The sequence below is a fragment of the Haloferax sp. Atlit-6N genome (genome assembly GCF_003383195.1).
GTDB lineage: Archaea > Halobacteriota > Halobacteria > Halobacteriales > Haloferacaceae > Haloferax > Haloferax gibbonsii.
The window spans coordinates 1-437 of sequence record NZ_QEQJ01000408.1 but is presented as its reverse complement, the minus strand read 5'-3'; the positions used below and the strand labels follow the sequence as shown (position 1 = coordinate 437).

At 57.0% G+C, this 437-nt stretch carries 1 protein-coding gene; it reads left to right on the top strand.

Annotation, left to right across the window (positions count from 1 at the left end; translation table 11 throughout):
* A partial coding sequence (locus tag DEQ92_RS22960; RefSeq protein ID WP_115821829.1) for a flavodoxin domain-containing protein occupies nt 1-437 on the top strand: 437 nt, incomplete at both ends.

Here is a 437-nt window from a genome sequence, read left to right as displayed (position 1 = left end):
CGGGTGAGGGACAGACCGCGAAGGTCGCCGCCCGGATCGAAGACACGCTGCTAGGGCGTGGACACGACGTGACGACGGTCGACGTCGAATCACTCCCGGCCGATTTGGATACCGAGACGTTCGATGCAATCCTCGTCGGGTCCTCGATCCACATCGGGAAACATCACGAAGCTGTCCGCGAGTTCGTCGATTCGAACAACGAGATTCTGAACGTGCGACCCACAGGATTCTTTCAACTATCGTTATCTTCTGCAGTCGACGAACCAGAACAGCAAGCCGAAGCCGCACAGTACGTGGATGAACTGTTTGAGCGCTCTGACTGGCATCCCGATAAGATTGGCTTGTTCGGAGGGGCACTGCGCTACTCCAAGTACGGGTTCCTCAAGCGGTTGTTGCTGAAGCGTATTGCCAAGGGTGCGACCGGTGATGTTGACACC